The organism is Streptomyces sp. NPDC018833, from assembly GCF_044390825.1.
Classification (GTDB): Bacteria; Actinomycetota; Actinomycetes; order Streptomycetales; family Streptomycetaceae; genus Streptomyces.
Genome location: NZ_JBIRZM010000001.1, coordinates 623,184 through 649,453 on the forward strand (window position 1 = coordinate 623,184; position 26,270 = coordinate 649,453).

Below are 26,270 nucleotides of genomic sequence, written 5' to 3' on the forward strand. Positions count from 1 at the left end.
GCGCTGCAGCATCGGTTTCGGCCGCCACCAGTGGGGGACAGGCCCAAGCCTCGATTCCGCAGCCGGAGCGAACAGCGACTGCGAGTCGCCTGCGGTCGATGTCCGGGGGCGATTCGGCCAGTGGTGCCAGGGCGTCCTCGAGCCGTGTGATGGCTCTGCCGTGCCGCAGCACTGGGCGGGCGTCGCGCGGTGTCTGTGGTTTCTGATCGAGGGATGCCGCAGGCGGCTCGCAGTCGCGGATCCCACGTGCGCCAGATCTTCGTCTGCTCGGCGATGACCGGGTGGAGGCGGGCGTGGACGTCGTAGGGTGCGTCCTGGCCGAGCAGGCTGGGCTCACCACTGGCGGTGAAGAGCGTTCACCCCAGTTGACGGTCCAGGTTGTAGGCGGCGCTGATCAGCGCCAGGTGCGTGAAGGCCTGGGGGAAGTTGCCGAGCTGCTCGCCCGTCGGCCCGATCTCCTCGGAGTACAGTCCGACGTGGTTGGCGTAGGTGAGCATCTTCTCGAAGGCCAGCCGCGCCTCGTCGAGCCGCCCGGCCCGGGCGAGCGCCTCCACCCACCAGAAGGAGCACATCGAGAAGGTCGCTTCTCCGCCGGAGAGCCCGTCGGGTGAATCGCCCACGTTGTAGCGGTAGACGAGGCTGTCGGAGACCAGTTCCGCGGTGATGGCGTCGAGCGTCGAGATCCAGCGCGGGTCGGTGGGTGCGATGAACTTGCACAGGGGCATGAGCAACAGCGAGGCGTCGAGCACGTCGGTGCCATAGTGCTGGACGAACGCCTGGCGGCTGGGGTTCCAGCCGCGTTCCATGATCTGGTCGTAGATGCTGTCCCGGACCGCCATCCAGCGGGGGAGGTCGGCGGGCAGGCCGCGCTGGCGTGCGACCCGGATCGCGCGCTCGATCGCGACCCAGCTCATCAACCGGGAGAACGTGTAGTCCCGGCGGCCGGCACGCATTTCCCAGATCCCCTCGTCGGGCTGGTCCCAGTGGGTCATCAGCCACTCGAGGTTGTGAGTGAGCTGCGTCCAGCCGTCGTGGTAGAGGGGGCGCCCGTACTTGTTGCAGAGGTAGAGGGAGTCCATCAGCTCGCCGTAGATGTCGAGCTGCAGTTGCGTCGCCGCCCGGTTGCCGATACGCACCGGCCCCGAGCCCATGTACCCCTCCAGGTGTGGGAGCTCCTCCTCGGGCAGGTCCTCGCGCCCGTCGATGCCGTACATGATCTGCAGGGGGCCCGAGTCGCGGTCGGTCGTGTAGCGGAAGCGTCCCTCCAGCCACTGCATGAACGCGGTGGCTTCCTCGGTGAACCCAAGCCTGAGCAGCGCGTAGAGCGAGAAGGCGGAGTCGCGGAGCCACGTGTAGCGGTAGTCCCAGTTGCGTGCGCCGCCCACCGCCTCCGGCAGGCTGGTGGTGGGGGCGGCCACGATCGCGCCGGTGGGCGCGTACGTGAGCAGCTTGAGCGTGAGCGCCGACCGATGCACTGTCTCGCGCCAGCGCCCGCTGTAGCGCGAGTGGCGCAGCCAGCGCCGCCAGAACGCCACGGTGGCGTCGAACTCGGCGGCGATGTCGGCTTCGGAGTACGGCACCGGCATCTCGCCGGTCCCAGCGCGGTCGAGCACGAAGGTGGCGGTCTCCCCGGCCCGGACGGTGATGCGAGCGCGGACGTCGCCGCCGTCGACGATCTCGAGCGGGGAGCGCGTCGAGAGGCTGAGCGCCAGCTCGGGAGAGCGGAAGAGCGCGCCGTACGGGGTGAGCTCGACGTCGTGGCGGGCACGTGCGTAGTCGAAGCGCGGGGCGACGTCGACGGCGAAGCGCATCTGCCCGCGCACGGCGAGCACCCGGCGGATCATACGGTGCCGGTGGACCGCCTCGCCGGTACGTGGCGGGGGCATGAAGTCCTGTACCTCCCCTACCCCCCCGGGCATCAGGAAGCGCGTGATGAGGATGGCGGTGTCGGGGAGGTACAGCTGCTTGGAGCTCCAGCCCTCGCAGTCGGGAGAGATCCCGAACATGCCGCCGTGGTCGGCGTCGAGGAGCCCCGCGAACACGCTTGGCGAGTCGAAGTGCGGACAGCAGTACCAGTCGATCGTCCCATCGGTGCCGACGAGCGCGACGGTGTGCAGGTCGCCGATCAGCCCGTGCTCGGCGATGGGCAGGTAACGCGCCCGCGGTGCCCGCCGAACTCCGGCGGCCACGACACGCTCTGACTGATCAGCACGTCCATCGAGCGCCATGGGCAAGCGGCCTCCTCGGCCTACGGCACCAGCACGAGCTTTCCCTTCGCTGCCGACTGCTCGAGCAGCTCGTGGGCATGACGGGCGTCGGACAGCGGCAGGCGCTCGGCGACGACCGGGTGGATCTCGCCCCGCCGGAGCAAGTCCAGGAGCGTGCGGAAGTCCTCCCGGAACCACTTCGGGTAGCGGGGACCCCCACCGACGGGAAACGCCGGCGGCCGGTTGCCCACGGGAAGCAGCTGGCGGCGGTCGCGCAGCTTCTGGATGCGGTAGGCGAACACCCGCCGACTCGGCGAGAGCAGGCCCCACAGCGCGACGGCCGCTGTCGCCCCGTACCACTCCAGCCACCCTCGCCAGCTGCTGCGCCCGCGCGCGAGCATGGCGTAGTGGCCAAAGACGACGAGCCTTCCGCCGGGGCGCAGCGCGCGGAAGGACCGGAGCGACAGCGCGCCCCCGAGCCCGTCGAGTACGACGTCCACGCCCTTTCCGGGGAGCTCGCGCACCCGGGCCAGGAAGTCTTCGTTGCGGTAGTCGATCGCGACGGCGCCGTGCCGCTCGACCGCGGCACGGTCGCGCGCGGAGGCGGTTCCGTACAGGCGCAGGCCGGCCAGTACTCCGAGTTCCAGGGCAGCTGTGCCCACCCTGCCGGCCGCGCCGTGCACCAGCACGGTCTCTCCGCGCCTCACCCTCGCCATGCGGTGAAGCACCTGATAGGCGGTCACGTACGTGAGGACCAGGCTCACGACCTGCGCCGGGTCGAGGTCCTCGGGCACGTCGACCGCGTCCGCCTCCAGCAGGCAGACCCGCTCCGAGTACGCGCCCCACACCGTGAGCGCGGCGACGTGGTCTCCCTCTCGCAGCCTTGAGCAGCCCGGACCGAGCTCCTCGACGACGCCGACGAGTTCATAGCCGGGCGTGAACGGCGGCTTCGGCACGCCCAGGTATGTGCCGGCGCGCAGCTGGGCATCGGTGAACGAGACGCCCGCGGCCAGCACCCTGACGCGCACTTCGCCCGGCCCCGGGCGGGGAACGTCCTCCTCCACCACCCTCAAGGCATCGGGGTCACCGAAGTGGTCGACGACGACGCGCTTCATGACCTCAGCCTATGCGGACCGCACCATTCCGGCATTCCGCGATATCCGGCTTGCGGATCAGGCCCCTGAAATGGTCGTGACCACGTTCTTGGCTCGCCTCCTGGAAACCGGGCGACCCGGCGCACGATCGTCATGTCGCCAGCGTTGCGCCAGTGCAGGTAGCGGTGCACGGCCCGGTTCTCGACTGGGTGGCACCCCGAATGCCAGGGCGGGGCCTCTGCCCATTGGAAAGGAAATCCGCTGCGGACGGGTTCGAGATCCACCTCCGAGCTGGCGCGATCGCGCCCGACAGCCCGGTGTCCCCGGCCGTCCGGGGCGGTGTCGGGACGCAGTTGGGACGCAGTTGGGACGCAAGGATAGTGGCCGGCCGCCGTGTCGCTGATGCCGACGGGGGGCGATGCGACGGCCTGGGCCTGGGCATGAGCCGGCCGGGCTGCTCACGCTGCCGCGAGGCAACTCGGCCGGCCCCTGAAGCGTGTCGTCGTCAGCGGATGCCCGCCTCGGCGCGCGCGTAGAACGCGGCGAGCTCGTGGGGGTTCTTGGTGTAGACGTCGATCTTGCGCACCGTGCCGTCCTCGACCTGGACCCAACGTGGGTGAGCTTGACGGCGAAGTCCAGCATCAGCCGATCTTGGCGCGCAAGCTCGATGTCGCCGACCTCCGCCCGGCTCAGGGGCGCGAAGACGGCAGCCCCGCGACGGGTGTCGAGGTGCCCGGCGAAGGTGTCGGCGGCGCCGTAGACCAGGGCAGCGGCGATGGTGACGGCGCCCCACAGGCCCCAGGCTGCGGCGGGCATGTGGTCGGCAATGAGGGCGGAAGCAGGAAGCAGGCCGGCCGCGAGAAGGGCGGGGGCGGTGCGGCGGATCGAGCGGGCCAGTCCTGATGCGTCGCGCCGGTGGCTCCGGGTGAGATGGACGGCGCAGGCGGCGGTAGTCAGGGCTCCCAGGGCGATCAGGGTCCAGGCGAGCACTTCCATGTCCGGTCACCTCCGTGCCGGGGGGCGGGGTTCGGGTGCCTGCGGGGTACCGTCGCTCGGACCGGCGGGCGCCCGGCGGGGCGGCCTGGGCCAGAAGGCGGGAGTGCGCGCGGCGTAGGTGTCCCACTGGTCGCCGAAGCGGGCGGCGACCTCGCGTTCTTCGCTGCGCGCGAGGCGGGCGTACACGTACACCAGGACCGGGAACATGATCAGGGTGGGGATGGTGGGCCACTGCAGCAGGAACCCGATCATGATGAGCAGGAAGCCGTCGTACTGCGGGTGGCGCGTCCAGGCATAGAGGCCGGTGGTGGCGAGGCTGTCGTGCTGGGCGGCCTCATGCAGGACTTTCCAGGCCGCGGCGATGAGCCAGAAGCCGACGCCGATGGCGACGTAGCTGGCGAGGTGGAAGGCGCTCAGGTGCGGGTCGCCGCTCCAGCCGGTCAGGTCGTTCCACAGGTGCCCGCCGGCGTGGGTGTCCTTGAGCAGCGGGAACTGGTTGCCGAGCCAGCTGCCCAGCAGGTAGATGGTCAGCGGGGTGCCGTACATCTCGGTGAACAGCGCCACCAGGAAGGCGCTGTAGGCGCCCATGGCCCGCCAGTCCCGCTTGGTTCTCGGGTGGAAGAAGCTGGCGGCGAACAGCATGAACAGCAAAGTGTTGAGCACCACCAGCGGCCACAGGCCGTACGCGGCATCAGCCATCACGTTCTCCCCGGGGGACGGTCCGCTGTCCACGGGCCAGTCCGCTCGTCTTTCGCTGGTGGGCACTCGTATCGATCCGGCCGTGCGTCCGCAGGCCCCCACAGCAGCGTTCGGTGGCCTCCACGTCGGTGCGGCGGCCCCGGAGCCGGGCTGGGGGAGGGCAACGACTCTCACGGGGTGTGATCGGGCGGCCCGAGTCGTAGACCAGGGCCGCCATGATCAGCTCTCCGATCGATATCGCCGCCGGCGCATGCATGCCACGTCCCCTGCCGTCGCCGTGTGCCTCAGCGGAAGGGCTTGTGGTCGTGTGGGTCGCGGTCCTTGGGTGCGTCGTCGTGGCCACGCCCGCGGCCTTGCATGTCATCGCCGCCGTGCATGCCGCGCATCATGAAGAACATCATCAGCGGGCAGGCGGTAAGGACGAGGAGGAAGACGAGGGTGCCCAGCGGTACGCCGAGGGCCAGCGCGCCGACGACGGCGATGGCGACCGCGATCGCATACAAGCCGTAATTCCTGTTGTTCTCCATGGCCGGTCCTCCTGTTTGGGTGAGCGTCAGTGTTTGGTGAGGGGGCCGGAGGATCGCAGGGCGGTCAGGCGCCGCTGGTACTCGTCCTCGTCTATGTCGCCGCGGGCGAACCGCTGTCGCCGCGGGCGAACCGCTCGGCGAGCAGCTGCTCGGGCGAGGGTCCGGCGGGACCGCGGGTGTGCTCGTGGGCGTGGTTCAGGGTGCGGAAGAGCAGGACGGCGGCGGTGATGATCAAGGCCCAGAACAGGATCGTGCCGGCCAACAACATCATCGCGATTCACTTCCCCGAGATCGGGGGCCGCGGGCTCGGGCCCGCCGTCCGATCGGCGTTCTCTGTCATTTCCACAGTCGCCCCCGCCCGGTCGCACGCACAGGGCCGCACGGTCCCCTGCACCGGGGACCTTCAGCTCTTACCTGTCAGGGGGTACCCGGAGTGATGCTGAGGGTGTGCAAGCCCGCAGGAGGGACGACAGGAGGGACGATCTGCCATGGATGTCGTCGATGCCGCCGTAGTGGCCTTGGCCGTCGCGTTGATCGCCGCCATGGGGTGGTTCTTCTTCGGTCGTCGGAAGGCCCGCACGGCGCGGCTGGAGGGCGGGGTACAGCGGGTCGAGGTGACGGTTCGGGGCGGATACAGTCCCGACGTCATCAGGGTCCGCCAGGGCGTTCCGGTGGAGATGGTCTTCGACCGGCAGGAGTCCGGGGAGTGCACTTCGCGGGTGGTCTTCCCGGACCTGCGGGTGAGTTCCGGGCTGCCGGCGTATGCGCGTACCACTGTGCGTGTCTATCCGGCAGAGGCCGGTTCCTTCGGGTTCGCGTGCGGGATGAACATGATCCACGGCACTCTGCTCGTCGAACCGGACATCAGCGAACCGGACAGCGGGGAAGGCGCCCCGGCTGTGGGGAAGGACCGGGCCGCTCCGGCTTCAGGGCCGCCGGTCGGTGACGCCTCGGCGGCCGAGGCGTCGGAGGCCGCCGAGCGGCACGCGGAGATCGCTGACCTGACGCGCCGGGTGGCCATCGGCGCGGTGCTCACCGCGCCGGTGCTCTTCGCCGTGATGGCGCACGAACTCTTCGGCGCCGACTGGGTGCCGGGCTGGATGCTCAACCACTGGTTCCAGCTGGCACTGATCACCCCGGTCATGTTCTACACCGGGTGGCCGATCCACACGACCGGCTGGCTGACCCTGCGCCATCGCGGCGCGGACATGAACTCCCTGATCACACTGGGCACTTCGGCCGCGTACGGCTACAGCCTGCTTGTCGCTTTCGCTCCCGGTCTGCTGCCGGAGGACGTGCGTGAGGTGTACTTCGAGGCGGTCGGGGTGATCCTCACCCTGATCCTGCTCGGGCGGCTGCTGGAGGCCCGCGCCAAGGCCGGCACCGGTGAGGCGATCCGTGCGCTGCTGGGCCTGCAGGCCCGTACCGCACGCGTGGTGCGCGACGGCTCCGAGGCCGAAATCCCCGTCGAGAACGTCGTGGTGGGCGACGAAGTGGTCATCCGGCCCGGGGAGAAGATCCCGGTCGACGCCCAAGTCCTGTCCGGGTCCTCGGCGGTGGACGAATCCATGGTCACCGGCGAACCGATGCCCGTCACCAAGCGGGCGGGCGACACGGTCATCGGCGCGACCATGAACAGCACCGGGTCCTTGCGGGTACGTGCGAGCAAGGTCGGCGCCGACACGATGCTGGCCCAGATCGTCCGTCTGGTGCAGCAGGCCCAGGCGTCCAAAGCGCCGATCCAGCGGCTGGCCGACGCGGTCTCCGCCTACTTCGTGCCCGCCGTCATCGCCGTCGCCATCGCCACCTTCGCCCTCTGGTTCACAGTCGGCCCGGCCCCGGCACTCACCCTCGCGCTGGTCTCCGCGGTCGCGGTGCTGATCATCGCCTGCCCGTGCGCCCTGGGACTGGCCACCCCGCTGTCCATCATGGTCGGCACCGGCAAGGGCGCCCAGGCAGGCATCCTCATCCGCTCCGCCGAAGCACTGGAGACCGCCCACAAACTCGACACGGTCGTCCTGGACAAGACCGGCACGGTCACGGCGGGCAAGCCTGTTCTCACCGACGTCCGGCCGGTCGCCGGATTCGACGAGGACGGGCTGCTGTCGTTGGTCGCGGCGGCCGAGGCCGACAGCGAACACCCCCTCGCCGGAGCGATCGTCGCCGGTGCCGACAGCCGCGGTATCACCCTGCGGGCGGCGAGCGGCTTCGACTCCGTCACGGGCAAGGGCGTCCAGGCCACCGTGGTCGGCCGCGCCGTCCTGGTGGGCACCGCCCGCCTGCTCGCCGACGTCGGCATCTCCACGGACGAACTCGCCCCGATCGCCGAGGAGTTCTCCATCCAGGGCAAGACCCCCGTACTCGCCGCCGTCGACGGTCGGGCTGCCGGAGTGCTGGCCGTGGCCGACACCGTCAAGGACGACTCCGCCCAGGCCATCGCCGCCCTGCAGCACCTCGGCATCGACGTGGTCATTCTCACCGGGGACAACGCCCGTACCGCCGCCGCCATCGCGGGGCAGGTCGGCGTGGGCCGGGTGCTGGCCGAGGTACTGCCCGAGCACAAGGCCGACGAGATACGCCGCCTGCAGGGCGAGGGCCGTACGGTGGGCATGGTCGGCGACGGCATCAACGATGCCCCCGCCCTCGCCGCCGCCGACGTCGGCCTGGCGATCGGGACCGGCACCGACGTGGCCATCGAGGCCGCCGACATCACCCTCATCTCCGGCTCCCTGGCCGGCGTGGTCACCGCCATCCGGCTGTCCCGCGCCACCATGCGCAACATCCGGCAGAACCTGTTCTTCGCCCTGATCTACAACGCCGTCGGCATCCCCCTCGCCGCCGGAGCCCTCTACCCACTGTGGGGTCTCCGCCTCAGCCCCATCATCGCCGCGGCCGCGATGGCCCTGTCCTCCCTGTCCGTGGTCACCAACTCCGGCCGCCTGCGCAGCTGGCACACCGCACCGCTGCCGACGACCGAACCGGCGTCGGTCGAGCCCCGGGTCGAATCCGCCGCCGACCGGACCGAGCCCGAGCCCGAAGCCGCAGGCGATCACGAGCGCAGCGACCGCACCACGGTGATGGACCCTGTCTGCGGCATGCGCCTGGACCCGGCGACGGCCGCCGAACGGCGCGACACCGCCACCGGCATCCTCTACTTCTGCTCCCCCCAGTGCGCAGCCGCCTACGACACCGCCCCGGACCGCTACCGTATTCCGGCAGCCGGTGGAGCGCACGAAGGAGGGGAGATCAAATGATCACCGTCCCCGACCACGCAAACACATCGGACCCGGACCGAGCACTGCCCGGCACGGCTACGTCAGCCACAAGTCCGACCACCTCGCCCGGCTGCACAAGGTCGAGGGCCAGGTGCGCGGAGTGACCCGCATGGTCGACGACGAGCACTACTGCATCGACGTCCTCACTCAAATCGGCGCCGTCACCCGAGCCCTGCAGGAAATCGGACTCGGCTTGTCGGGCGACCACGTACGGCACTGCGTCACCCAGACGGCCCGATCGGACCCGGGCCCCTGGCCGAGGAGAAGTTCGATGAACTCACCATCGCTCTGCGCCGCACGCTGCGGTTGTGACCCCAGCGGCCGCAGGCCACGACGGCGCTGCCGCACGGCCTGACGCTACGGACAGTGCTCCAATCACAGGAGGTGAGCGGAAGATGCTGCAGCGTGTGGATGTCGGGCGCCGGAGCCTGGACGCCTACTGCCCGTGTGTGGGAGGCGAAACAGTGGAGGAGTTGCGGGCGCTGGCCGCCCCGCTGGACGGGGTGCGGGTGCTGCACGTGAACGCGACCGGCTATGGCGGTGGTGTGGCGGAGATCCTGCGCTCCGAGGTGCCGCTGCTGCGCGACCTCGGAGTGGTCGCCACCTGGAAGACCATCAGCGCCGAGCAGGAGTTCTTCGAGGTGACCAAGGCCATCCACAACGGCCTTCAGGGTGACCCACACGGCATCAGCAACCGGCAGTGGGAGACTTATCTGGCTGCCTCTGCGCAGGTGGCGGCCCAGCTGGAGGAGTCCTACGACGTCGTGGTCGTACACGACCCGCAGCCGCTCGCGCTCCCACACCTGCACGGACGGGGCCGCGCGACGTGGGTGTGGCGCTGCCACATCGACAGCTCACAGCCCAACCCCGGGGTGTGGGCGCGGATGCGGCCTCTGCTTGCCGACTTCGACGCTGCTGTCTTCACCCTTGGTGCCTTCGTCCCACCGGACGTACCAGTAGAACGTGTGGAGATCATCCCTCCCGCGATCGACCCGCTGAGCCCCAAGAACATGCCCATCGATGACGCCCTGGCAACCAGCGTGCTGGACTGGATCGGCGTGGACACCACCCGTCCGCTGCTGGTCCAGGTGTCCCGCTTCGACCCATGGAAGGACCCCCTCGGGGTCATCGCGGCCTACCGTGCCGTCAAAACCCACGTTCCGGCCGTCCAACTGGCCCTGGTCGGCTCCATGGCCCTGGACGACCCGGAGGGCTGGCAGGTCTACCAGCAGATCACCGCCGCGGCTGCCGACGACCCGGACATCTCCCTGTTCACCAACCTCACCGGGGTCGGCAACATCGAGGTCAACGCCTTCCAGCGGCGCGCCGACGTGGTGATCCAGAAATCGCTGCGGGAAGGCTTCGGCCTCGTGGTCTCCGAGGCCACCTGGAAGGGAACCCCAGTGGTCGCCGGCCGGGCAGGCGGCATCCCCCTGCAACTGGCCGACGGCGTCGGAGGCCACCTCGTCGACTCCGTCGAAGAGTGCGCTGACGCGGTACTCCGCGTCCTCACCGACCCTCCCGCAGGCCGCCGCCTCGCCGCCGCCGGCACGGATCTGGTACGCGATCGCTTCCTGCTGCCCCGGCTGATCGGCGACGAACTGCGGCTGATCACCAGCCTGCTGGGCCAGCAGCCCGCCGCGCCGACAGCTTTGGCCACCATGGCGGGCACCGGCGACGAGGAACGCGACCCCGTGTGCGGCATGCGTGTCGCCCCCACCAGCACGCACCGGATCCGGCACGACGAGATGACCTTCTTCTTCTGCTCCGCCTCCTGTGCCCGCCAGTTCGCCGCCGATCCCGAGCTGTTCCTGCGTGCCGTTCTCCGCGCCACACGCTCCAGCCCGCCCGCAGGCCGACCCACACCGTAAGAACGGAAGAACGGCCATGTCGGAACTCCGTCGGGACCCCTTCACCCGAGAGTGGGTGGTCATCGCCCCCGAACGCGCTCACCGTCCCCAGCACATCCCAGCCGCGACGCCGTCCGCACCTGCCACCGATCCACACTGCCCCTTCTGCCCCGGACATGAGCAGGACACCCCGGGTGAACTGTGGCGCCGACCCGCCGATGCGGACCATCCGTCAGGCGCCTGGGCTGTCCGCGTGGTCCCCAACCGCTACCCCGTCCTCGCTCGCGGAGACGGCCCCGCACGTCACCGCACCGCCGGGCCGTTCATCTCCGCCGACGGCGTCGGCAGCCACGAGGTGGTCATCGAATCCCCCCGTCACGACTGGGACCTGCCCGACGGGGACGACACCGCTGTCGCCGAAGTCCTGCGCGCCTACCGCGCCCGCTCCCTCGTCCTGCGCGGACGCCGCCCCGGCCTGGTCCTGCCCTTCCGTAACCACGGCCCGGCGGCCGGTACCTCCCTGGCCCATCCGCACTCCCAAATCGTGGCCACCCCCATCGTGCCGCTGCGCCAGCGCCTGCTCTTCGACGTCGCCCGCACCTACTACGACGACTACGGCCGCTGCCTGTACACCGACATCTCCACCACCGAACTCGCCGACGGCCGGCGGACCGTCGCCGTCGGCGACCACGTCGCCGCCTTCGCCCCGTACGCCGCCCGCGCCGCCTACGAGACGTGGATCGTGCCCCGCCACCACCAAGCGTCCTTCGCCGATGCGGACGAGGAGGTGCTCACCGAGACAGCCGCGCTGCTGCGCCGACTGCTCGACGCACTGCGCCACCTACTCGGCGACGTCCCGTACAACTACGCGCTCATCAGTGCGCCCAACGGCGAGGAGGCCACCGCCTACTTCGCCTGGCACCTCCAACTGGTCCCCCGCCTGGCGGCAACCGCCGGCTTCGAACTCGGCAGCGGCATGGCTGTCAACCCCGTCCCACCTGAACGCGCCGCCGCCGAGCTGCGCAGGACACCCGCGCTGGGCCAGGGCACCTGACTCCTGTCCCCGACAAGCAGACCGGCCCGCCACGGCGGTAATCAACGCCGTCCCGACGGGCCCTGCTGGAAGTCGTGCTCGGATGCGATGACCACGTGCCGCACTCTGCCCCCGGTGCGGTCCGGGTGGACTTGGCCGAGGGCGAGGCCAAGCTCGACGAGCTCACCCGAGCCCGGCGCCACGATGTTGAGGTGAGGGAGCAGCGCCATTGGCGGCGCGTTGGGCTGTGACACCACGGCCGCAGGGTTACAGGACACCGCTCGCGGCAGGTCCACGGGCACCGAGCCCGTCTGGCCGTCGTGGACGACGGTGGCCTTCAGCACCTCACACTGTTGCTGGGTCGTCGGGCAGTGCGGGCCGCGATCGGCCGGATCGGTCACCATCGGTTGGGCCGCTTGCCCAACGTCTTCGGCGGGCATCTGAGCGGCAGCGGCACGCGTCGCGTCATGCCAAGGCACGCCTGGCAGCCGTTCGGCTGCGCTCATCCGGTGCGGGGCACACGTCACATCCATGGATTGGACCGGACGCAGGAGGCGCTGTCTGGCGAGCTATTCGCCCTCTGGCCAACAGTGACCGAAGACCACCGGACCGTGACCTGCACCGTACCCGGCCCTCACGACAGCCAGAGCCGGTCGGCCTACCGATAGTGGCCCAGGCCGCCAGTCTCAGCGGAAGCCCTCTGGATGAGACGCCGTCACCGACGCCGGCTCAGCCGCTGGCCGTCCCCGGCTCGCGGAGGCGGCATCGTCGGATCAAGGAACAGATCCCACATCCGGGAGCGCCCAGATGCCGAGGTCGGCGACGCGAAAGGCGGTGCGGGACGGGGCCGTTTCCCGTTCCGCACCGCGTGGTGGCAGGTGGCCACTGCTTCACGCCACTACTTCACGTAAGAGAGCATGGTCAGCATCCCGGCCTCCGCGTGGTAGATGTTGTGGCAGTGCAGCGCCCACTGGCCGGGGTTGTTCGCGTCGAGTTCGACGGTGATCTTGCTCATGGGCGGCACGACGACCGTGTCCTTGCGCGGTCCCGGGTCGGAGCCCGTCACCACCTGGAAAGTGTGGCCGTGCAGGTGCATCGGATGCCACATCATGGTCCGGTTCTCGAGGACCAGCCTGATCCGCTCACCCTGCCGGACCGGCAGCGTGGTGCCCTGCTCTTTGGGGGCGGTGATGCCCCACTTGTAGGTGTTCATGTCACCCGTCAGGCCGACGGTGTAGGTCCGGTCGGGCTTGCGCGCGGGCAGTGCGACGGACGAGGTCGCGCGCAGGTCGCCGGGAGCCAAGAGGCGACCGTTCAATTCCTTTGGCTTGACGTCGGGCATCGGATTGGGCCCGGGTCCCGCGCGGAGCACTGTCAGTGCCTGCGCCGATGCGTCTTCGGCGCCCTCGGCGGCCGCGACCAGGGGGAAGACTCCGGACCGGGGTACGGTGACGTCCGCGTCGTAGCGTTCGCCCATGCCCAGCAGGATGGTATCCGCCGTGGCGGGTCGGACAGGGAAGCCGTCCGTGGCGGTGACGGTGAGCCGACTGCCGCCGAGTGCGACACGGAACGGGGTGTCCGAGGCGGCGTTGACGATCCGCATGCGGATGCGTTCACCCGGCTTGGCGGTGAAGGTGGCCGGGTCGGTCGGCGGGCGGCCGTTGATGAGGTAGTACGGGTACGTGACGTCACTGGTGTCGCCGCCCAGCGGGTTGGTCCCGCTGGGCATGCTGTCGCTCATCTTCGAGCCGTCCGATTCCGAATCGTGCATGCCAGGCATGGACTCCATGTCGTGAGCTCCCATGTCGGGCATGGGGGTGGTGCTGCCGCCGGAGCGAAGCCGGTCGAGGACCTGGTCGGGGGTGCGACCGGTGCCGTCGAGCCAGTCGTCGAGCATCACGGTGATGTCGCGTCGCGGGGCCGCGGTGTCGTTGGGGTCGTCCACGATGAGCGGCCCGTACAGTCCGCGGTCGAGTTGTGCACCGACGTGCGAGTGGTAGAAGAAGGTGCCCGGGTCCGTCACCGTGAACCGGTAGCTGAACGTCCCGCCGGGCTTGACCGGCTTCTGCGTCACATCGGGCACGCCGTCCATGTCGTTGCGCAGCGCGACCCCATGCCAGTGCACGGTCAGCGGTTCGGGCAGCCGGTTTTGCACCCTTGCCTGCAGGACGTCGCCGGCGCGCAGACGGATTTCCGGTCCGGGGACCTTTCCGTTGAAGGCCCAGGTGTTGACCTTCTTCCCGTCGAGCCGGAGCGTTGCGGGAGCGGCGGTCAGGGTCACGTTCCGCACCCGGGCGTCCTGATCCTGGCGAGCGGCCTCGGCTGTACCCACGGCGCGGTCGCTCGGCTTGACGAGGGTGGAAGCCTCGGCGGGCGACGCCACGGTCGTCCACAGGCCGATGCCGATCCCGGCAGCGGTGACCAGGGCGACCAGGGCGATCAGCCAGCGGGGGCGGAACCATCTGTTGCTCATGTGTAAACCTCCTGGCATCGATGGTTCCGGGGGTTTACGAAGAATCCATCAACGTTCGACGCTGCTTGCCTGAAGCCGAGGCCCCGACGAAGGGACCGGGTTCGTGCGTCAGGCGGGCCCGCTGCCGGGAGCCGGGGGGTGCGCGGCCGGCAGGCTGATGCGGAAGACCGCTCCGGTGCCGGGGCCCTGGCTGTGGGCGGTGATGGTGCCGCCGTGGGCGTGCCCTCGGCGCGGGAGACCAGGGAGATGTCCTCGACCAGGCGGTGCAGCCGGGTGGTCTGTGTGCCCAGCACGTCCAGGGTCTGCGCATCGAGCGTGCGTACTCCGTCCGCGAGACCCTCCAGATACGCCTCGATGGTCGCCAGCGGGGTGCGCAGTTCGTGGGCGACGTCGCCGAGCAGCCGTCGGCGGGTCTGCTCGGTGCTTTCCAGGGCGTCGGCCATGGTGTTGAAGGCGCCGATGAGGGTTTCGAACTCCGGCCCGAGCTGCGTTGGGCCCAGGCGGGTGGCGTGGTCCCCGGCGGCAAGCCGGGCGGCCGCGTCGGCGAGGGCCCTGAGGGGACGGGACAGTCGGCGGGTGATGAGCAAGCTGGCGGTGACGGCTGCCAGGAGGAACGCTGCCATTCCGATGCCGACCGAGATACTGCCCGCTGCAAGGAAGGCGTCCTGCAGGTGATCGGACAGTTGCGGGGAGACGACACCGACCGCGCGGCGGACGTGACTGCGGAACAGCGGCGGGCCGATGGCGAGGGCGACGACGGCGAGAGCGACTGCTCCGACGAGAACCGCGAGCAACTGGGCGAGCACCAGTCGCCCGGTCAGGCCCAGTGGCCTGGTCATCAGCCGGGCCCCATCCGGTAGCCGACGCCGCGTACGGTCATCACGTAGCAGGGTGCGGAAGGGTTGTCGCCGAGCTTGCGCCGCAGATGCGCGATGTGGACGTCGACGATGTGCTCGTCGCCGCCCCAGTCCTTCGCCCAGACCTGCTCGATCAGTTGCCGTCGGCTGAAGGCCATGCGTGGGCGGGCCGACAGCGCGTCCAGCAGGCCGAACTCCAGCCGGGTCAGCTCCACCCGGCGGTCTGCGACGGTGACCTCCCGGGCCTCGGGGTCGACGGTCAGCTCGCCGAACCGGCGCACTTGTGACTGCGCCGGCCCTGCCTGCCCGGTCCGGGGCCTGCGCAGCATGGCCTTGACCCGGGCGACGAGTTCCCGGGGACTGAACGGCTTCGTCAGGTAGTCGTCGGCGCCCACCGACAGGCCGATGAGCTTGTCGATTTCCTCCGCACGTGCGGTCAGCATGATGACGTACGCGTCGGTGAAGGTGCGCAGTTGCCGGCACACTTCCACACCATCGAGGCCTGGCATCATCACATCGAGCACCACCACGTCCGGCGCCGCCGTCCGCGCCAGTCGCAGGGCGCTCTCCCCGTTGTCCGCAAGGTCCACCGTGAACCCCTCCCGCAACAGGTAGTCACCAACCAGCCGGGCCAGCTCCACCTCGTCGTCGACCACCAGGGCGCGCTGGACGCGCTGGGACGACGCGGGAACCCGACCGTCGCTCATCTCTGCCTCCTTACGTGCTCGTGAGCCGTCTCGAGACGGACCACCGCAGTTCAACGCGTTTGCGGCAGGCCACCCTGTCCGCCACGCCGCAGCTGTGTTCCATACCCTCTGTGATACTCCCGCCGGGCTGGCGACACGTCCCTCCACGCTCCCCAGGCACCCCTTCGGAGTTCGCGTTGGCTGGAGACCACCGGAGCGCGGCCCCGGGCGCATCCGTCTGAAGGTAGCCGGGGTCGGCCAAGGCACGATGCGCCGGTCTGTGCCGCCGGTGCGGTGCCCGGTCATGCCGTCTCACCGAGTTGTGCGGAGATGTCCGCGAGCGCATCGATGCGGCGTTCCAGGCTGGGGTGGGTGGAAGAACAGGTTCGCGACCGCCGTGCCGGGCCTGAGGGCGGGGGTGAAGAAGAACGCGCTGAACGCATGGGCGGTGCCCAGATCCTTGTTGGGACGCGGGCGATGTCTCCGCGCACTTTGGTCAGCGCCGAGGCCAGCACGGAGGGCTTCCCGGTCAGCATGGCCGCGGCGCGGTCGGCGGCCTGTCCGCGGTGGTGCACAGCCTACGGGGCCTTCTTCGGTGCGGTCTTCGGGTTCGTCGGCCACTCGCTCAGCGGCGGCCACCGCGACTTCTCCTCCCGCAGCCAGATCGTGGCCGCCGCTACGACGTGGTCGCCGACGCCAGGGCGCGCCGACGAGGCCAGGAAACATGCTGACTCGCTTGGCGCGAAGACTGACCCCCACCTCGCCCTGGTCACGCGGGCAGGGCGGCCGACGCCCCATTCCCTCCGGCGGTTTCGGCGTTATCGCGGGTTCCGTCGGCCGCTGACCGGTTGCGTCCGCCCTGATGAGGACACGGCTGGCGTGGGTGCGGCCCCGTGAACGGCACGGATTCGCCTGATCAGTCGTGAGCGATGACAGCGACCGGGCATACGGCGCTTGCCCGCGCGGGGCGCGCCGGCGCCGGTCCGGCCGGATGCTGTGGCTCACCGGAGTCGGCTCTTTCCTGCCTCCTCACTGGCGGTCCTCACCCTGGTGGCGTAGGGCACCGCCACCAAATCACCTACAGGCAAGGGGGATTATGAGGAAGATCACGGCCGCTCGTAGCGCGACATCGTCGTGAACCCGCACGGGGAGGTGGCGGGCCGGATGACCTGCCGTCTTGCCACTTCAGCAATGAGATCCGGAGCATTGCACCCGCCGCTTTGTGTGGAGCCTGTGTGCGGCGCGTCAAGCCGGTGTTCCATGGGACGTTGCGCCGCGCCGCCGAGCAGCGGTTAGCATCACGGCATGGTTACGGCCTGGTCTCGCTCCGGATTGCTGCGGTCCCGCATTTTCGCGGGGCCGCTGGGTCTGCTGTGGCTGGCCGCGCTGCTGCTCAGCATCGCGTTCACGCACGGCGTGAGCGCGGAGAGCGCCGAGGGTCATATGACGGCTGGTGTAACCGCGCCAGTGCACGCATCCACGGGGACTCAGGGAGCTCACGCAAACGGGGCCGGACACAGTGACGAGGTCGCGTACGCGTCGCTCGAGATCGTGGCAGCCGAGGACCGGCACGAGGGTGACGGCACTGCCCATCCCGCTCAGGAATGCGTGTCCGGCCAGCCGCAGCAAGGCCCGGATCTGGCTGCTCCTTGTCCGGCCCCACTGGACTGGGTGCCGCCCACGTACGCCTATGCGGTGGGAAAGTCCGGGCCCCTCCGGCCCGAGTCGGCCCTTCCCTCACTGACGGGTTCGAGAGACTCAGTAGTTCAGCAGGTCTAGATCCCGGCATCCCCGACTGGTCGCCGCCTCCGAGAATCGACAGCCCCCGCCCCTGCCGGGCGGGTCGGCCAAGTGCGGCCAGTTCCCGGCACCCAGACGCCCGTGCGCCACACTTCCGTGTGCTGAGCGGGTTCCCGGTGCCTGCCCGGAACCCTGCTGATCTCTGAATGCCGCTCTCTCCAAGAACGTGAGAAGCGGCGGCCACCCGGAGGAACCATGCCGTTCCACCCTCTTCCTCACCCTCACACCAGCCGCTCCGCTGCCAGCGCTTCGTGGCCGCTCCGACTGATGGCCTTCGTTCTCGGCGGTCTGCTCCTGTGGGCATCCGCGTGCTGTGCCACGCATGACAGCGTGAGTCATACGCACGGCAGGATGCCGGTGTCGTCCGGCCACGCAGAAGCCGTCGAGGCGGAGTTACAGCATGGGCCGCATCCACATCCCGGCCCCGCTTGCATGTCGTCCGCGGTCGGCCAAGTACTGCCGAAAGCCAGGCAATTACTGACGGACGCGGCGGTGTCGGCAGCCTTCGCCGGAGTAGCGGCGGGAGTGACTGCCGTCATGTCCCTCCGGCCGCAGGCCGCACGGCCCCACAACAGCAGATCCCGGATACGGCGTTCGGGCCGGGCCACACTCGCCGTGGTCTGTCGGTGGCGGATCTAAACCGGGGCTTCCGCGGCCCATCGACATGCGGCTGCCGCGTGCTGCCACCAGGACCGGGGCACCTGCCTCGTCCTGGCAGGACCACACGCGAGATGAGCACTCCGTCACGCCACCATTGAACGAGAGCGGAATGATGCACCCACAAACCACCACTGACATCAAACCCCCCGCCCGCTCCACCATTTCCGGGCTGGTAGGCAACACCCCGGTTCTCCGGATTTCCGAGCCCCTCTCCCCTGCTGATCGCGGATTCTGGGCGAAACTGGAGGGTTTCAACCCCGGCGGAATCAAGGACCGCCCCGGCCTGCACATGGTCGAGCAGGCCCGTGCCCGCGGCGATCTGCTACCCGGCGGCAGGATCATCGAGTCCACCAGCGGTACCCTCGGCCTGGGACTCTCCCTGGCCGGCATGGTCTACAACCACCCGGTCACCCTGGTCACCGACCCCGGTCTGGAGTTGTCCATGACCCGGCTGCTGACCGCCTACGGAGCCCAGGTCAACGTCGTCTCCGAACCCCACCCCACCGGCGGCTGGCAACAGGCGCGGCGCGACCGAGTGGCCCAACTCGTGAAGCGGCACCCCGGCTCGTGGTGCCCGGACCAGTACAACAATCCCGACAACACCACCGCCTACACCCCGCTCGCGCTGGAACTGGCGTCCGAACTGGGGACCATCGACGTACTGGTGTGCAGCGTGGGCACCGGCGGGCACTCCGCTGGCGTATCCCGCGTTCTGCAGCACCTCTACCCGGAGATGAATCTCGTCGGAGTCGACACCATCGGCTCGACCATCTTCGGGCAGCCCGCTCGTACCCGGCTGATGCGGGGCCTGGGCTCAAGCATCTATCCCCGCAATGTCGCCTACGACAACTTCAGTGAGGTCCACTGGGTGGCCCCCGCCGAGGCCGTATGGACCTGCCGCCAACTGGCCGCCTCCCACTACGCCACCGGCGGGTGGAGCGTCGGTGCGGTAGCCCTGGTCGCCGGATGGCTGGCACGCACCCTGCCGGCGGAAACGAAGATCGCGGCCATCTTCCCCGACGGCCCTCAGCGTTACCTGGGCACGGTCTACGACGACGACTACTGCGCCGCCCACGGCCTGCTCGATTCCCCACCACCCGGCGAACCGGAGGTGATCGGCCGCCTGGACGAGAAGGAGGTCACCCGCTGGACCCGGTGTGCAAACGTGGTCGACCCGCTCACCCTGTCCGACCGGGCGCAGCAGAACGAGGTGGTCGACCTACTCGCCGAATCCAACGCGGAATCCGACGTGCGGGTGGAGACCGACGCTGTTGGGCGGTTCGCTCAGTCCGACGCGCTGCAGGAGGGGAACCGGTGAAGGGGACCATTACCCAGGCGCGCTCCTTCGAGCGCAGTGTCCAGCTGTTGATGGTGAATCAGTTCACCATCAACCTCGGTTTCTACATGCTGATGCCCTATCTGGCAGCACACCTGGCCGGCCCCCTTGGGCTCGCGGGCTGGCTCGTCGGACTCATCCTCGGCGTACGCAACTTCAGCCAGCAGGGCATGTTCCTGGTCGGCGGAACACTGGCCGACCGGCTCGGCTACAAGCCGATGATCATCGCGGGCCTTGTGCTGCGCATCGTCGGCTTCGCGACCCTTGGGCTCGTCGACTCCGTACCTGCCCTGCTCGCAGCGTCGGCCGCGACAGGCTTGGCGGGGGCCCTGTTCAACCCGGCCTCCCGCGCCTACCTGGCGGCGGACGCCGGGGAGCGCCGGGTCGAGGCGTTCGCGCTGTTCAACGTCTTCTACCAGGCGGGCATCCTGCTTGGCCCGCTGGTGGGCATGGTGCTGACCGGCGTCGACTTCCGCGTCACCTGCCTGACCGCGGCCGGCATCTTCGCCGTGCTGAGCATCGTGCAGATCCGGGCCATGCCCGCCCGTCGGGCCGACGACACGAAGGACCAGAAGGACGGTCGGCGCGAGAGCGTACTCGCTGAGTGGCGCGGCATCGTCGCCAACCGGCCGTTCCTGCTCTTCTCCGTGGCCATGATCGGCTCGTACGTCATGTCCTTTCAGGTCTACCTCGCGCTCCCGCTGGAGGTGCGACGCCTCGGCGGCGAAGGGCGGTTCGGCACGGCTGCGGTCGCGGTGCTGTTCGCCGTCTCCGGACTGAGCACGATCGTCTTCCAGACGAAGGTCACCACCTGGTGCAAGGCCCGCATGGAGCCGGGCCGGGCGCTCACCTGGGGGTTGCTGGCGATGGGCGTTGCCTTCCTGCCCCTGCTCGTGGCCACGGCTGTGCCCGTGCCGGACGGCGGAGTGGGCCTGTGGTTGCTTGCGGCCGTGCCGCCGGCGCTCGCCGCACTGCTCCTCGCGCTGGGCACGATGATCGCCTACCCGTTCGAGATGGACACCATCGTCCGGCTCTCTGGTGACCGCCTTGTCGCCACCCACTACGGGCTGTACAACACCATTTGCGGTGTCGGTATCACCCTCGGAAACCTGCTGACCGGTGCGGCTCTCGACGCCGCCCGTGCGGCAGGCGTCTCCGCGATCCCGTGGATCGCGTTGTTCGTACTCGGCCTGGCCTGTGCCGCCGCTCTGTATGGGCTGCACCGCACTGGCCGCCTGGCGCCGCCGCCCGTGCAGGAGACGCAGCCCGAGCCCGTGACGGCCTGACCGACAGTTCCGCGCTGGAGGTATCCGAGAAACCGAACGACGAGTCCCTCGGCTGTTCGGGGACATCTGGGTGCGGCATCCTCCGGCCGTCCCTGCTGTGCTGCGAGCTTGAAGGCGTGCGCCGCGGTGGTGGGCCGATTCTTCGGCGCGGAGGTGTGTGATCCGACCAGACCCTCGCGCCGCGTCGTGCACACGCGCGGGGCGGGGGCTTGTTGGCTCTGCTCGCGGCAGCCATGCAACCCTTGGTTGCGCCAACGTGGCCCGCGTGGGCTGAGGGGAGGAGAGCGAGCAGGCAGCCGTCCTGGGCGAGCAGGCCCTCGCGCTGATCAACAACGATGCCGGTGACGAGCGGGTCGCCGAGCGCATCCACGACGCGCTGGAGCACCGGACCAGATGGGCGTCGATCGATCCACTGGCACGGTGTCACCCAGTGCAAAGACATGCTGGAACGGGAATCCGCTGCGCGGAGGTTCGGGTCCCCTTTCCGGGCTGGCGCGATTGCCCTCGTGTCCTTCGGTCCGCTCCCGCGGGGACTCATTGAGGACGCGTTGGGGATGCAAGGACAGGAACAGACTGACAAGGCTTGCTCGGCGTTCTCCCGTTCGATCGCGTCGTACATCGCCTCGACGTGCCGCAGCTTGAGGTCTCGCCGCTTGATGTGCCCGAGGTGGGCTTCCGGGTAGAGGCGGACGTGCTCCTTGTCCGGCGGCCGGATCGCTCTGTACCGCCGCCGGGCGGAGTTGCACTCGTACCGCCGACAGGGTGTCGCCGACGGGCGGTGAGTCCATCGAGCGAGTCGTTCGATCGCGTCGAGCTTGTGGGCCATGGCGGCCGTCCTCTGGCCGCTGAGGTCCCCTCTGTGGCCGCTCGGGTCAGTTCCCTCCGAGCGCCGGGTGCATAGGTTCCCGGCAACGCCTGTGAGGCGCCATGAGAGGAGGCGGACGGTGAGCGAGACCCAGTACGACACGTGTGTGATCGGGGCAGGACCCGCGGGGCTGGCGGTGGCGAGGGCGCTGGCGGAGCGGGAGTTGCCGTACACGCACATCGAGCGCCACTCGGGGCCGGGAGGGCTCTGGGACATCGAGAATCCAGGCAGTCCGATGTACGCATCGGCTCACTTCATCTCCAGCAAGACGCTGTCCGGCTTCGGCGGCTATCCGATGCCGGACCACTTCCCGGACTATCCGTCGCACCGGCAGATTCTGTCCTACCTGACGTCGTTCGCCGAGGCATACAGGCTGAGGGAGCGGACCGAGTTCGGCACCGAGGTCCGCAGCGTGGAGAAGAGCCCGGACGGCACTTGGACGGTCACCCGGGCCGACGGGCGGGAGAGCGTGCACCGGCAGGTCGTCATGTGTACGGGCGCGCAGTGGCACCCCAACGTCCCCGATCTGCCGGGCGACTTCACCGGTGAGATCCGCCACACCGTCACTTATCGCGGCAGCGACGAACTGCGCGGCAAGCGGGTGCTGGTGGTCGGCGCGGGGAACTCCGGCCTCGACATCGCCTGTGACGCGGCCCGATCCGCGGACCGGGCGGTGATCAGTATGCGGCGCGGTTACTGGTTCATCCCCAAGCACCTGTTCGGCCGGCCGGTGGACACCATCGCCGCCGGCGGCCCGCACCTGCCGATGTGGCTGGAGCAGCGGCTCTTCGGCGCACTCCTGCGGTTCATCAACGGCGACCCGCGCCGCCTCGGCCTGCAGAAGCCCGACCACAAACTGTTCGAGGCCCACCCTGCCGTCAACTCGATGCTGATCTACCACCTGCAGCACGGGGACGTAACCGCCAGGCCCGGCATCGCCCGCACCGAGGGGAGGACGGTGCACTTCACCGACGGCTCCAGCGACGATTTTGACCTGATCCTGCTGGCGACCGGTTACATCCACAAAGTCCCTGCCGCGCAGCAGTACTTCGGTGACGAGCAGCACCCAGACCTGTACCTGTCGTCCTTCTCCCGTGAGCACGTGGGTCTGTTCGGCGTCGGTTTCGTCGAGACGAACTCCGGGGCATACCAGCTTTTCGATGCCCAGGCACAGCTGATCGCGTCTTTCATCCAGGACGCGCGGTGCGGGCTGCCGACCGCCGAACGCTTCGCCCGTATGATCCGCAACGACCGGCCGGACCTGTCCGGCGGACTGAAGTTCGTCGACTCGCCCCGCCACACCGGATACGTCGACAACGACGCGTTCGTGAGGTACCTGAACAAGGTCGCCGCCGGAATGGGCTGGCGCACTGAGGGCCTGCGGCCTCGGGTGACGTCCGTGCGCTGGGAGGCGGTGACGCCGTGACGTACGACCTCCGTGACAAGGTCGTCGTGGTGACGGGCGGTGCCGGCGGCATCGGCAGCGCCCTGTGTCACCGGTTCGCCTCCGGCGGTGCCCGGCTCGTCGTGGTCGACATCGATAAGGTGCTGGCCGAGCGGACCGCTGCCGATCTGCCCGGGAGTGGGCACGTCGGGCTGGGGTGCGACCTGCTGGACCGCGCTGCGGTGGGGCGGATGGTCGACAGCGTCGCCGTCACCCACGGCCGTATCGACGTCCTGGTCAACAACGCCGGCATGACCAGTGCCGAACGCTTCGACGTGCGCAGCGTGGAGAGCATCGAGCGGGAGATCGACCTCAACCTGCTCTCCCCGCTCGTCACCACGCGGACCGCTATTCCGCTGCTGCGGGCCTCCGGCGATCCGCGCGTGGTGACCACGGTGTCCCTGGGCGGGATCTTCCCGCTGGGCGAGACCCCGATCTACACCGCGTCCAAGTTCGGGCTGCGCGGCGCGATGCTCGCCATCGGGCTGGATCTGCGGGGCAAGGGCATCAAGGCCGGTTCGGTGCTGCCGTCGGCGACCGACACCCGGATGCTCCGCCAGGAAGCCGTCGACGGCGGGAACTCCATGCAGTTCCAGGACCGGCCACAACAGCCCGCGGACGTCGTCCGGGCGGTCGTGAGCCTGCTGGACAAGCCCCGCCTGGAGGCTTACGTCCGGCCCGGCGAGTCCCGGCTGGTCCGGTTCGCGATGCTGGCACCAAACCTGCTGCCGAGGCTCTTCCCGCTGTTCCGGAAGCGCGGGGAGCGGGGCATGGCCCGCTATCTCGAGGACCTGCGTCGCAGGGGACTGGCCCAGCAGGTCGGCGGTCGTTGGGAACTGTCGCAGGAAGCATGAGCGGGACGAAGACGGACTGAGGGACCCGGGCGGGTCGTGTCCCGCGTCGTGGTGTAGGGGATCAAGCGTTACGCGTTCCGGTATGAGTGCCCTGACGATCTTCGGAGAGGTGGCAGCCCACGAGGCGCCCTGCTGAGGTGAGTTGAACACCCGGTCCGGCGGAGCCACCGTCCCCGACCTGCGGATTCCGGCGCCTTGATCGGCTACACCACCCGGCGGGACGCCATCCCCGGGCGAGAAGCTCCGCGTCGTGAATCCGGCGACCGGCGAGCTGCTCGCGACGGTGCCCGCCGCGAGCGCGGGCGATGTAACGGCGGAGGCCGAGCGGGCGCACGGCTCAGGTGCGGGCGCGCCCTTCGCAATTCCCGGCCTCCCCGCGCAGCTGCGCCGGAGTCGCGCCGTGCCAGCGGTGCACCGCACGCCGCAGGGCACGCATGTCGGAGAAACCGGCCTGCCGGGCGACGTCTCGCAAAGTCAGCTCCGGTCGGCGCAGCAGCTGTTCGACTCGTTCCCGGCGCACTCCGTCGACGACCGCCTCGTACGTCGTGCCGCACTCGGCCAGACGTCGACGCAGGGTGCGCTCGCTGGAGGCGTGCCGACGAGCCTGCTCGACGAAGGACGGCACGTCGGGGAGGCTCTGCGCGATCGAGACCTCGAGCACCTCCAGCAGGTCCTGCTGGTCGCGGCGCGATGCCATCTGTTCCTCCAGCACTTCCATGACCGCGGCGTAGGTGACGGGGTCACGGCCCGGCATCGGCCGGCGGGCCCATGCCGCAGGGAACACCAGGCGATTCTCCGCGGCGGCGAAACGCACCGGGCAGCGGAACAGCTCGGTGAACGGACGCGTGTCGCGCGGTGCGGGGAAGGGGAACTCGACGCTCTGCGGGGCGAAATCGTCTCCGACGCTCAGGCGTGTGAGGGTGACGACGCTGGCGAACGCCTCCTCGGCCAGGAAAACCGCGACCGCCGGATCGAGGGCGGGGTCGGGCAGCTCGGCCCGCAGCACATACCCGGCGTCCTCCGGCCCCGCCGACCAGACCACCATGGTCCCGGACAGGTTCTGGAAACGCACACCCACCTCGATGGCGTCCCGCAGGGTGTCGGCGGCCATCTGGGCGAAGCCGAGCAGACCCCACGCGGTCAGGTGCTGCGCCGCACCAGCCCGCAGGCCCAGGTGCGCGTCGCCGGTGAGTTCCACCGCGCGGCGGATGACGGCGCTGCCCTGCCGGTAGGAGACCCGCAGCGCGGCCGAGCGCACCACGGTCTCGTCCAGCCCCACGCGGGTCAGTTCGGGCTGGAGGTCGACGCCGCACCCCTCGGCGACCGGGGCGAGGTAGCGCAGGATGTTCGGCGCAATGGTCGCAGAGGTGCTGCGACTGGTTCCCGAAGAGTGCGTCGGGGCGGGGCCGTGGGGCATGGCGTTCCTTGCGGCCAGGGTGTTGCTCGCGGCCTCCCCGGTTTCCCTTACCGGATCCGTACCCGAGGTCGGCTGGTCCGCCCCTGGAAACAGCAAGGGGCTGAGAGGTCAGGACCGGTAGCGGGGGTCGGCGAGGACGTCCGTGAGGTAGAGCGTCACGACGCGCTTGGTCTCTGCCAGTGTCGCCGGGTCTCCTTCCGGGTCCGTCCTGAAAGCCAAGTGCAGGAGGGCTTCGGCGGCGTACACCCCAGCCCGGCAGGCGGTGGCGAGCGCCGGACTGTCGGTCAGGCCCTCCCGTGCCACCAGGATGTGCCGTACTCCGTCCGCGACCGCGTCGTTGTTGGCGGCGTCGGTCGCCAGCAGTTCGGGGGTGAGGTGCCGGCCTATCCGGATGGACAGGTAACCGGGATTGCGGCGATACAGCTCGACGTAGCCGTCGAGGACGCTGTCGACCAGTTCGGTCCAGGGCGCTGTGCTCGCCTGCTCCACCAGTGCGGCCATCGCCGCGGAGGACCCCTCCATGTACCGCCGCACGACCGCCGTCAGCAGTGCGGACTTGTCCTCGAAGAACTGGTACACGGTTCCTGTCGGCACCCCTGCCTCGTCGGCGACCCGACGGATCGTCAGCGCCTCGAATCCTCCAGCGTCCAGGATCTGCCGCGCGGCGGTCAGGATCGCTTCGACGCGCGCCTTGCTGCGTGCCTGCTGGGGCGCCTTGCGCAACCCGTTGGCGGAGAAGTCGTTGATGATCGTTTTCCCCTGTGTCATATGTGGCGGCGTCCGGGCGGGAGTTTACGCCGGTCACCTCCTTCTGCGATCGATGGCCGGACGTCGCCCGGCAACCGTTCTCTCTGCATAAAGTAAACATGATTCGCGTTCATCTTTACAGCGGATGCGCCAGCAAGTACGGT

At 69.6% G+C, this 26,270-nt stretch carries 21 protein-coding genes and 1 pseudogene; 9 read left to right on the plus strand and 13 right to left on the minus strand.

Annotated features, from left to right (window positions below; genetic code table 11):
• Positions 1-356 precede the first annotated feature (356 nt).
• On the minus strand, positions 357-2,228 hold the full coding sequence (locus tag ACH5AF_RS02885) for a glycoside hydrolase family 15 protein (RefSeq protein WP_398899549.1): 1,872 nt from the start codon (positions 2,226-2,228) through the stop codon (positions 357-359).
• Between the two features lie 20 nt (positions 2,229-2,248).
• Positions 2,249-3,322 (minus strand): medium chain dehydrogenase/reductase family protein, encoded by a 1,074-nt coding sequence (locus tag ACH5AF_RS02890; RefSeq protein ID WP_398899550.1) that lies wholly within the window; start codon positions 3,320-3,322, stop codon positions 2,249-2,251.
• A 591-nt stretch (positions 3,323-3,913) separates the two neighbouring features.
• Here ACH5AF_RS02890 and ACH5AF_RS02895 point away from each other — a divergent pair.
• Positions 3,914-4,204: a hypothetical protein gene (locus ACH5AF_RS02895; RefSeq protein WP_398899551.1), complete on the plus strand. Its 291-nt coding sequence runs from the start codon at positions 3,914-3,916 to the stop codon at positions 4,202-4,204.
• A 99-nt stretch (positions 4,205-4,303) separates the two neighbouring features.
• Here the strand turns inward: ACH5AF_RS02895 and ACH5AF_RS02900 are convergent, their stop codons facing one another.
• From ACH5AF_RS02900 to ACH5AF_RS02910, 3 genes are all read right to left on the minus strand, one after another.
• Entirely contained in the window at positions 4,304-4,996 is a 693-nt protein-coding gene (locus tag ACH5AF_RS02900) for a methyltransferase family protein (RefSeq protein WP_398899552.1), read from the minus strand.
• Positions 4,997-5,280: 284 nt separating this feature from the next.
• Positions 5,281-5,523: a DUF2933 domain-containing protein gene (locus ACH5AF_RS02905; RefSeq protein ID WP_398899553.1), complete on the minus strand. Its 243-nt coding sequence runs from the start codon at positions 5,521-5,523 to the stop codon at positions 5,281-5,283.
• A gap of 91 nt (positions 5,524-5,614) precedes the next feature.
• A complete protein-coding gene (locus ACH5AF_RS02910) occupies positions 5,615-5,794 on the minus strand; it encodes a hypothetical protein (RefSeq protein WP_398899554.1) in 180 nt (59 codons plus the stop codon).
• Between the two features lie 217 nt (positions 5,795-6,011).
• On the opposite strand from ACH5AF_RS02910, the gene ACH5AF_RS02915 reads away from it, so the two are divergent.
• The gene (locus ACH5AF_RS02915; RefSeq protein WP_398899555.1) at positions 6,012-8,777 is read left to right on the plus strand and encodes a heavy metal translocating P-type ATPase; all 2,766 of its coding nucleotides are present in this window, start codon (positions 6,012-6,014) and stop codon (positions 8,775-8,777) included.
• Here the strand turns inward: ACH5AF_RS02915 and ACH5AF_RS02920 are convergent.
• On the minus strand, positions 8,770-9,015 hold the full coding sequence (locus ACH5AF_RS02920; protein WP_398899798.1) for a hypothetical protein: 246 nt from the start codon (positions 9,013-9,015) through the stop codon (positions 8,770-8,772). The genes ACH5AF_RS02915 and ACH5AF_RS02920 overlap by 8 nt on opposite strands.
• Between ACH5AF_RS02920 and ACH5AF_RS02925 the strand changes: the two genes are divergently transcribed.
• From ACH5AF_RS02925 to ACH5AF_RS02935, 3 genes are read left to right on the plus strand one after another with little or no spacing between them, the layout of a single operon-like run.
• The gene (locus ACH5AF_RS02925; protein ID WP_398899783.1) at positions 8,908-9,153 is read left to right on the plus strand and encodes a metal-sensitive transcriptional regulator; all 246 of its coding nucleotides are present in this window, start codon (positions 8,908-8,910) and stop codon (positions 9,151-9,153) included. The two genes, ACH5AF_RS02920 and ACH5AF_RS02925, sit on opposite strands and share 108 nt — an antisense overlap.
• A gap of 40 nt (positions 9,154-9,193) precedes the next feature.
• Positions 9,194-10,669: a glycosyltransferase gene (locus ACH5AF_RS02930; protein WP_398899556.1), complete on the plus strand. Its 1,476-nt coding sequence runs from the start codon at positions 9,194-9,196 to the stop codon at positions 10,667-10,669.
• 16 nt (positions 10,670-10,685) lie between these two features.
• Positions 10,686-11,702: a hypothetical protein gene (locus ACH5AF_RS02935; protein WP_398899557.1), complete on the plus strand. Its 1,017-nt coding sequence runs from the start codon at positions 10,686-10,688 to the stop codon at positions 11,700-11,702.
• A 41-nt stretch (positions 11,703-11,743) separates the two neighbouring features.
• Here ACH5AF_RS02935 and ACH5AF_RS02940 read toward each other — a convergent pair whose 3' ends face one another.
• From ACH5AF_RS02940 to ACH5AF_RS02960, 5 genes and pseudogenes are all read right to left on the minus strand, one after another.
• Entirely contained in the window at positions 11,744-12,187 is a 444-nt protein-coding gene (locus tag ACH5AF_RS02940; RefSeq protein ID WP_398899558.1) for a hypothetical protein, read from the minus strand.
• A gap of 392 nt (positions 12,188-12,579) precedes the next feature.
• Positions 12,580-14,154, minus strand: coding sequence for a multicopper oxidase domain-containing protein (locus ACH5AF_RS02945; protein ID WP_398899559.1), 1,575 nt, complete (start codon positions 14,152-14,154; stop codon positions 12,580-12,582).
• Positions 14,151-14,993: a HAMP domain-containing protein gene (locus ACH5AF_RS02950; RefSeq protein WP_398899560.1), complete on the minus strand. Its 843-nt coding sequence runs from the start codon at positions 14,991-14,993 to the stop codon at positions 14,151-14,153. Before ACH5AF_RS02950 ends, ACH5AF_RS02945 begins: the two co-directional genes overlap by 4 nt.
• The gene (locus ACH5AF_RS02955) at positions 14,993-15,718 is read right to left on the minus strand and encodes a response regulator transcription factor (RefSeq protein ID WP_398899561.1); all 726 of its coding nucleotides are present in this window, start codon (positions 15,716-15,718) and stop codon (positions 14,993-14,995) included. Before ACH5AF_RS02955 ends, ACH5AF_RS02950 begins: the two co-directional genes overlap by 1 nt.
• A gap of 281 nt (positions 15,719-15,999) precedes the next feature.
• Positions 16,000-16,266 (minus strand): annotated as a pseudogene (locus tag ACH5AF_RS02960) (M48 family metalloprotease); the annotation flags it as partial.
• Between the two features lie 2,003 nt (positions 16,267-18,269).
• Here ACH5AF_RS02960 and ACH5AF_RS02965 point away from each other — a divergent pair.
• From ACH5AF_RS02965 to ACH5AF_RS02980, 4 genes are all read left to right on the plus strand, one after another.
• Positions 18,270-19,475, plus strand: coding sequence for a PLP-dependent cysteine synthase family protein (locus tag ACH5AF_RS02965; RefSeq protein ID WP_398899784.1), 1,206 nt, complete (start codon positions 18,270-18,272; stop codon positions 19,473-19,475).
• Complete coding sequence (locus tag ACH5AF_RS02970) at positions 19,472-20,779, plus strand: MDR family MFS transporter (RefSeq protein ID WP_398899562.1); 1,308 nt, start codon at positions 19,472-19,474, stop codon at positions 20,777-20,779. Before ACH5AF_RS02965 ends, ACH5AF_RS02970 begins: the two co-directional genes overlap by 4 nt.
• Before the next feature lie 944 nt (positions 20,780-21,723).
• Positions 21,724-23,070, plus strand: coding sequence for a flavin-containing monooxygenase (locus ACH5AF_RS02975; RefSeq protein ID WP_398899564.1), 1,347 nt, complete (start codon positions 21,724-21,726; stop codon positions 23,068-23,070).
• Positions 23,067-23,942 carry an SDR family NAD(P)-dependent oxidoreductase gene (locus ACH5AF_RS02980; protein ID WP_398899565.1) on the plus strand — a complete coding sequence of 292 codons (876 nt, stop codon included), beginning with the start codon at positions 23,067-23,069 and terminating at the stop codon, positions 23,940-23,942. Before ACH5AF_RS02975 ends, ACH5AF_RS02980 begins: the two co-directional genes overlap by 4 nt.
• Positions 23,943-24,279: 337 nt before the next feature.
• On the opposite strand, the gene ACH5AF_RS02985 is transcribed toward ACH5AF_RS02980, so the two are convergent.
• The gene (locus tag ACH5AF_RS02985; protein ID WP_398899566.1) at positions 24,280-25,359 is read right to left on the minus strand and encodes an AraC family transcriptional regulator; all 1,080 of its coding nucleotides are present in this window, start codon (positions 25,357-25,359) and stop codon (positions 24,280-24,282) included.
• 108 nt (positions 25,360-25,467) lie between these two features.
• Entirely contained in the window at positions 25,468-26,127 is a 660-nt protein-coding gene (locus ACH5AF_RS02990; RefSeq protein ID WP_398899567.1) for a TetR/AcrR family transcriptional regulator, read from the minus strand.
• Positions 26,128-26,270 lie beyond the last annotated feature (143 nt).

Bases quoted from the DNA above. Each gene is read 5' to 3' on its own strand.
- ACH5AF_RS02885 (WP_398899549.1), bottom strand. From the start codon at position 2,228: ATGGCGCTCGATGGACGTGCTGATCAGTCAGAGCGTGTCGTGGCCGCC.
- ACH5AF_RS02890 (WP_398899550.1), bottom strand. From the start codon at position 3,322: ATGAAGCGCGTCGTCGTCGACCACTTCGGTGACCCCGATGCCTTGAGG.
- ACH5AF_RS02900 (WP_398899552.1), bottom strand. From the start codon at position 4,996: ATGGCTGATGCCGCGTACGGCCTGTGGCCGCTGGTGGTGCTCAACACT.
- ACH5AF_RS02905 (WP_398899553.1), bottom strand. From the start codon at position 5,523: ATGGAGAACAACAGGAATTACGGCTTGTATGCGATCGCGGTCGCCATC.
- ACH5AF_RS02910 (WP_398899554.1), bottom strand. From the start codon at position 5,794: ATGATGTTGTTGGCCGGCACGATCCTGTTCTGGGCCTTGATCATCACC.
- ACH5AF_RS02915 (WP_398899555.1), top strand. From the start codon at position 6,012: ATGGATGTCGTCGATGCCGCCGTAGTGGCCTTGGCCGTCGCGTTGATC.
- ACH5AF_RS02925 (WP_398899783.1), top strand. From the start codon at position 8,908: ATGGTCGACGACGAGCACTACTGCATCGACGTCCTCACTCAAATCGGC.
- ACH5AF_RS02930 (WP_398899556.1), top strand. From the start codon at position 9,194: ATGCTGCAGCGTGTGGATGTCGGGCGCCGGAGCCTGGACGCCTACTGC.
- ACH5AF_RS02935 (WP_398899557.1), top strand. From the start codon at position 10,686: ATGTCGGAACTCCGTCGGGACCCCTTCACCCGAGAGTGGGTGGTCATC.
- ACH5AF_RS02940 (WP_398899558.1), bottom strand. From the start codon at position 12,187: ATGAGCGCAGCCGAACGGCTGCCAGGCGTGCCTTGGCATGACGCGACG.
- ACH5AF_RS02945 (WP_398899559.1), bottom strand. From the start codon at position 14,154: ATGAGCAACAGATGGTTCCGCCCCCGCTGGCTGATCGCCCTGGTCGCC.
- ACH5AF_RS02950 (WP_398899560.1), bottom strand. From the start codon at position 14,993: ATGACCAGGCCACTGGGCCTGACCGGGCGACTGGTGCTCGCCCAGTTG.
- ACH5AF_RS02955 (WP_398899561.1), bottom strand. From the start codon at position 15,718: ATGAGCGACGGTCGGGTTCCCGCGTCGTCCCAGCGCGTCCAGCGCGCC.
- ACH5AF_RS02965 (WP_398899784.1), top strand. From the start codon at position 18,270: ATGCACCCACAAACCACCACTGACATCAAACCCCCCGCCCGCTCCACC.
- ACH5AF_RS02985 (WP_398899566.1), bottom strand. From the start codon at position 25,359: ATGCCCCACGGCCCCGCCCCGACGCACTCTTCGGGAACCAGTCGCAGC.
- ACH5AF_RS02990 (WP_398899567.1), bottom strand. From the start codon at position 26,127: ATGACACAGGGGAAAACGATCATCAACGACTTCTCCGCCAACGGGTTG.